Raw genomic sequence first — 5,021 nt, forward strand, 5'->3', positions numbered from 1 at the left:
TGTCCTGTCTCACGCGAGGTGAGGCATTCTCAAGTTAGTTGAGGCATTTGTCAGCGTGTCTCATCCAAGTTGGGGCATTCCCGATTTTTGTCTCACTACAGTTGGGGCATGGGACGCGCAATGGCGGCGTTCGATCTTTGCACCGAACGCGAGACTGCTCCGGGAACTTTGTTTTTCAGGGAGCAAGATGCCGCCGCGCCGACGACGGCTATTCTCTCGGATTGCTGGATGGTTCCGTTCGAGAATGCCTTGCCGGTCCGGGACGTCGCAGCATTCAAGGGCCAACGCAATTTCTCTGGATTGTGGTGGTGCGCAACGAACCAACGCCACGTCGGGTTCGAATCCTGGTGCGAGCGTGACCGTTTGATGAGCCTGGATTTCGACCCAGGGGTGGTCGGAGTCTCTTCTCAGCCCTTCCGGGTCGTTTTGCCTTCCTCGCTGCCCCAGCGAACGCACGTCCCCGATTTCTTCATCCGCTGCTCGGATGGTTCAGCCATCGTGATGGATGTCCGGCCTGACAAACGAGTGAAGTCCACCGACCAGGATGTTTTCGATGCCACCGCAGAGCTATGCGCCGGTGTTGGCTGGTCATACCGTCGTGTTGGTGACCTTCCCCCGATTCAACTGGCCAACCTCCGCTGGCTCGCAGGCTATCGTCATCCCCGTTGCCTGCGGCAGGATATAGCGGCCGGCGTCCTTGCTCGCTTGGTCCCGGACGTTCCGGTGCCTCTTCACGAACTCGCCACGGCGGCAGGCGACCCCGTCTGCGTCCTGCCCACGCTGTTTCACCTGTTGTGGACCCATCGGATCAGCGCGGATCTGGAGTCCCGGGTTCTGGGCGCCGACACTCTGGTGTGGATCGGACAGCCACGATGACCGCAAGCGACACCAGCCTCAGGATCGGCGACGAAGTTATGTTCCGAGGGGTCACCTACCGACTCACCGGCTTGGATGGGGACATCGCTTTGCTCGCTGTCGCCGGCGAGTCTCCCGTGGTCATCAAGCTCGGGGCCCTTTTCGCCGACAGCAGTTTCAAAGTCACGAGCGCACGTCCGGCGGAGAGACGGAAACTCACCGGCCAGTCCATGCTTTTCGATTCCCTTCCACCGGACGTTCAGCAGAAGACACGGCGGCTGGAAAGCCACATCACCGAAATCCTGGATGGCTTGCCCTGTGATGCGACGCCTGGGCAGATGCCCAACCCGGCCTACTCGGTGCGGCTCTCGCTGAGGCAACGCGAACTCGCCAAACTGTCCGAACTTCGGGAACAAGGCGAGGCTGTGAGCATCAGCTCCTTGCAGAGACTGCGCCTGGCATATGAGAAACAAGGCATTCTCGGGCTGGTTGATCAGCGGCTCATCCGCCAAACCCGGATCACCGGCCAGACGGACCAACGTGTCGTCGACACCGTCCTTTCAGTTCTGGAGGCCAACACCGGCCAGACCTCGGGAACCATGGACAGGCTGATCCGCCAAGTCCGCAAACAACTCGATGCCGAACATGGTCCCGGCGCCGTTCCTTTGCCGTCCAGGGCGACACTTCACCGTCTGATGGGCCGTCTGGCGGAGGGCCGGCATGCCACCGGATCCGCACGCACCAGGCGTACCCTTGCCCAACAACCAGCCGGGCCGTTCGGCAGTGTTTATCCCGTCCGCCCTGGGGAGCTGATGCAGATTGACTCCACTCCCCTGGATGTCGCCGTCGAACTTGACGACGGTGTGATCGGGCGGGTCGAGCTCACCGCCATGGTCGATATCGCGACCCGCAGCATTCCGGCCGCGGTGATCAGGCCCACGACGAAAGCAGCCGACGCGGCTCTCCTTCTGGCCCGCTGTGTCACCCCTGAACTGATGCGGCCAGGCTGGGCGAGGGCAGCATCCATGGCAGCTTCGGCGCTGCCCTACCGGTCCATGAAATCAATCGACGAACGTCTCGCGGCCGCGGCAGCCAAGCCCGTCATCATGCCCGAGACCATAGTGTGCGACCACGGAAAGGCCTACCTGTCCCACGCGTTCAGGAATGCCTGCCGCAGCTTGGGCGTCAGCCTTCAACCGGCCCACCCGGATACCCCGACCGACAAACCTGTGATCGAGCGGACCCTGCAGTCCATCGGTACCCTCTTCGCCCAGTACGTCACAGGGTACCTGGGATCGTCCGTGGAACGCCGCGGGAGGAACGCCCAAAACCAAGCGGTGTTCTCCCTCCTGGAGATCCAGGACCTCCTTGATGAATGGATCATCACGGCGTGGCAGAACCGACCCCACGAGGGACTGCGGGATCCGTTTACCCCGTCCCGCGTGCTCACCCCGAACGAGAAATACGCGGCCTTGTTGTCGGTCAGCGGCTATGTCCCGGTGCCACTGGAGGCGGAACAGTACCTGGAGCTCCTGCCGGCAGAAACCCGGGTGATCAACAGCTACGGCGTCAAGATCCGCCACCGCGTCTATGACTGCGAAGACCTGAACCCGTACCGCGGCCAGAAGTCCGGGATGAAGCTCCTCCGGGACCTGTGGGAAGTCAGGTACGACACTTACGATGCCTCCTGCGTCTGGGTCCGCAACCATCACGACGGCGGGTGGATCACCGCCTACTGGCGGCAACTCAATGCCACCCGCCAACCGTTCGGCGAGGACATCTGGGAACGCGGCCGCCAGATTGCATCCGGCCGAGGTACCGCCAGCCCATCCGAACAGGAAATCACACAAGCCGTCGACCAGCTGCTCGACAAGGCCTCCCCCTCCCCAGGCAAGCGCCGACCGGGCCACGCCAAAACCCGTCGCATCGTTGCCCGGAACGCCGCCGCAACAGCGGCCCGTCGGTCACGGCCGACCGACAGCACCGGCCCGGAGCCTGATCACGTCCTTGAGGCAGAAACCGAACCCCGGGAAACTGCAGGACACTTGGCCGAAGTCATTCCCTTGAAGGTCTACAACCCGCAGGAAAGGGCAGACGAATGGTGGTGACCGCAGAGCTCCCCCGAACCAGCCGTGCGCCGACCACCAATCTGCAGGGGTGGCGCAGTTTCGTCGATTCAGTCCCGTCCGTCATGGACATCGCCCGCCGGGCCGATCTGGAAACGATGAGTCCAGCGGCGCGCGAACAATACGATGAACAGCGCATCAGCTACCACTCCGAGCTGGTCATCGTCGAGACGTCTACCGTGCGGTCCATCACCAATCAGGGACGCATGCTGATGATGCTCAACCAGCGAGAAATCAGCGCCCGGCGAGGACTGGTAATCTCCGGGCCGTGGGCCTCAGGCAAGACCACGGCCATCAAACTCCTGGGCAAAACCCATGAGCTGATGATCCGTCGCAAATATCCGAACCAGGACCGCATCCCCGTCGTTTACATCACCACCCCGCCCAAAGGCTCTCCCCGGAAACTGGCCAGCGAGTTCGCCAACTTCCTCGGACTGCCCCACCGGCCGCGGCAGAACGTCACCGACATCGCAGATGCCGTATGCCAAGTCCTCACCGAAGCCCAGACAGACCTCGTTATCGTCGATGAAATCCACAACCTGAACCTGGCCACCAGCGCCGGCGAAGACATGTCCGATCACCTGAAATACTTCACCGAACACATGCCCGCGACATTCGTCTATGCAGGAATCAACGTGGAAAACTCCGGCCTGTTCACCGGCCTCAGGGGCCGGCAAATCTCGGCCAGATCGGTCCTGAAATCCACCGGGCCGTTCCCCTGCACAGAGGAATGGCACGCCCTGGTCGCAACCCTGGAAGGCAGCCTGCGCCTGCACGAGCACCAACCCGGTTTCCTTACCAACCACGCCCAATACCTGCACCATCGGACCGGGGGCAGCATCAGCAGCCTCTCGCACCTGATCCGTCAGGCCGCCATCATGGCGATCCTGACACGCACGGAAAGGATCGACCGCGAGCTGCTCGATGAAACTGTCATCGACCACGCCGCGGAGACCCTCGCACCCAGACCACCCGTCACCCGAACGGCTCGCCCCTGAGCCCCGCGACCATCCCGGAATTCCCGGACCGGCCACTGCCGCGCCGGATCCGGCCATATCCGGATGAAGTCACGCGATCCTTCATTCTCCGGCTCGAGACCGCCAACGCCTTACGGCCAGGATTCCTGCTCAAAACCCTCCGCGGATCCCGCAAACCCTGGATGGAAACCCTCGCTGCCTGGACCGGAAAGCCGCCAATGACGCTGTGTCTGGCCATGCCTCAGCTCTGCCGGAACGGTGGCCCCGTTCCCCGTTCCCGACTCGCCGGCCGGCCGAACCGCACAACCCACACATTCGCCTGCCGCCACTGCGCCGTCGAAAAAACTGGAACATCACGGGTGGAAATTTACACAACGCACGATCGAGTCATCTGCGCGCGCCACCGGCTTTGGGTGGGAGAAGGAATCAAAACGCCCACCGAACAGCCGTCAGTCCGGGCAAGCCCTGAAATCCTCTCAGCCTGGCATCACCACAAGAACCTCATCACCCGCTTTGGCCGATCCGGGGTCCGAAAGGCCTTCCACAACGCCGGGATCATCACGTGGCGGTGGTACGACCAGTTCAACCACTTCACAGCAGCCACAGACACCTACGACAGCCTGACCGCCGACCAACCCCGACACACCAAGAGCCACGCGCTCATCGCAGCATCCCTCTACCCGTCAACCGTCGCACTGACGGCCCTGATCGCATCGCCCTACTGGGCCCGCATCGCCCACTCACGAGAACCAAAGCGCTTCCTGGAAAGAATCAGCATGGAAATCACCGAAGGCTGGACCCCGACCGGAGGGTCCGACCCGCTGCGCCATTGGATGACCGAAGACTGGCTCCCCGGATTCCTTGGACCGGACACCGTCCATCAGATCCCGGACCGTCATCCCAAAGTCCGGACACCTAAGACTGGATTGGGTACACCGGGCGATCAGACATTCTTCGATCTACCCCAACTTGGATGAGACGAACCACCCAAACCCGTCTCATTCAAGTTGGGGCAACCGCTCTAATCCGGCACCCTCTGCCTCAACTTCTTTGAGACAGGACA

General features: G+C 62.2%; 4 protein-coding genes. All 4 read left to right on the plus strand.

The features are described 5' to 3' along the window. Positions 1–108: 108 nt before the first annotated feature. Entirely contained in the window at positions 109–876 is a 768-nt protein-coding gene (locus NFC73_RS20535; RefSeq protein ID WP_254753300.1) for a TnsA-like heteromeric transposase endonuclease subunit, read from the plus strand. Then, positions 873–2,963 carry a TnsB C-terminal domain-containing protein gene (locus NFC73_RS20540; RefSeq protein ID WP_254753302.1) on the plus strand — a complete coding sequence of 697 codons (2,091 nt, stop codon included), beginning with the start codon at positions 873–875 and terminating at the stop codon, positions 2,961–2,963. The genes NFC73_RS20535 and NFC73_RS20540 overlap by 4 nt, the downstream gene beginning before the upstream one ends. Further along, positions 2,954–3,979, plus strand: a complete 1,026-nt coding sequence (locus NFC73_RS20545) for a TniB family NTP-binding protein (RefSeq protein WP_254753304.1) — start codon at positions 2,954–2,956, stop codon at positions 3,977–3,979. Before NFC73_RS20540 ends, NFC73_RS20545 begins: the two co-directional genes overlap by 10 nt. Positions 3,980–4,371: 392 nt before the next feature. Then, positions 4,372–4,935, plus strand: a complete 564-nt coding sequence (locus NFC73_RS20550) for a hypothetical protein (RefSeq protein WP_254753306.1) — start codon at positions 4,372–4,374, stop codon at positions 4,933–4,935. The last annotated feature ends 86 nt before the right edge of the window (positions 4,936–5,021 follow it).

Origin of the sequence: Pseudarthrobacter humi (assembly GCF_024294965.1) — a bacterium.
Classification (GTDB): domain Bacteria; phylum Actinomycetota; class Actinomycetes; order Actinomycetales; family Micrococcaceae; genus Arthrobacter; species Arthrobacter humi.

Bases quoted from the DNA above. Each gene is read 5' to 3' on its own strand.
- NFC73_RS20535 (WP_254753300.1), top strand. From the start codon at position 109: ATGGGACGCGCAATGGCGGCGTTCGATCTTTGCACCGAACGCGAGACT.
- NFC73_RS20540 (WP_254753302.1), top strand. From the start codon at position 873: ATGACCGCAAGCGACACCAGCCTCAGGATCGGCGACGAAGTTATGTTC.
- NFC73_RS20545 (WP_254753304.1), top strand. From the start codon at position 2,954: ATGGTGGTGACCGCAGAGCTCCCCCGAACCAGCCGTGCGCCGACCACC.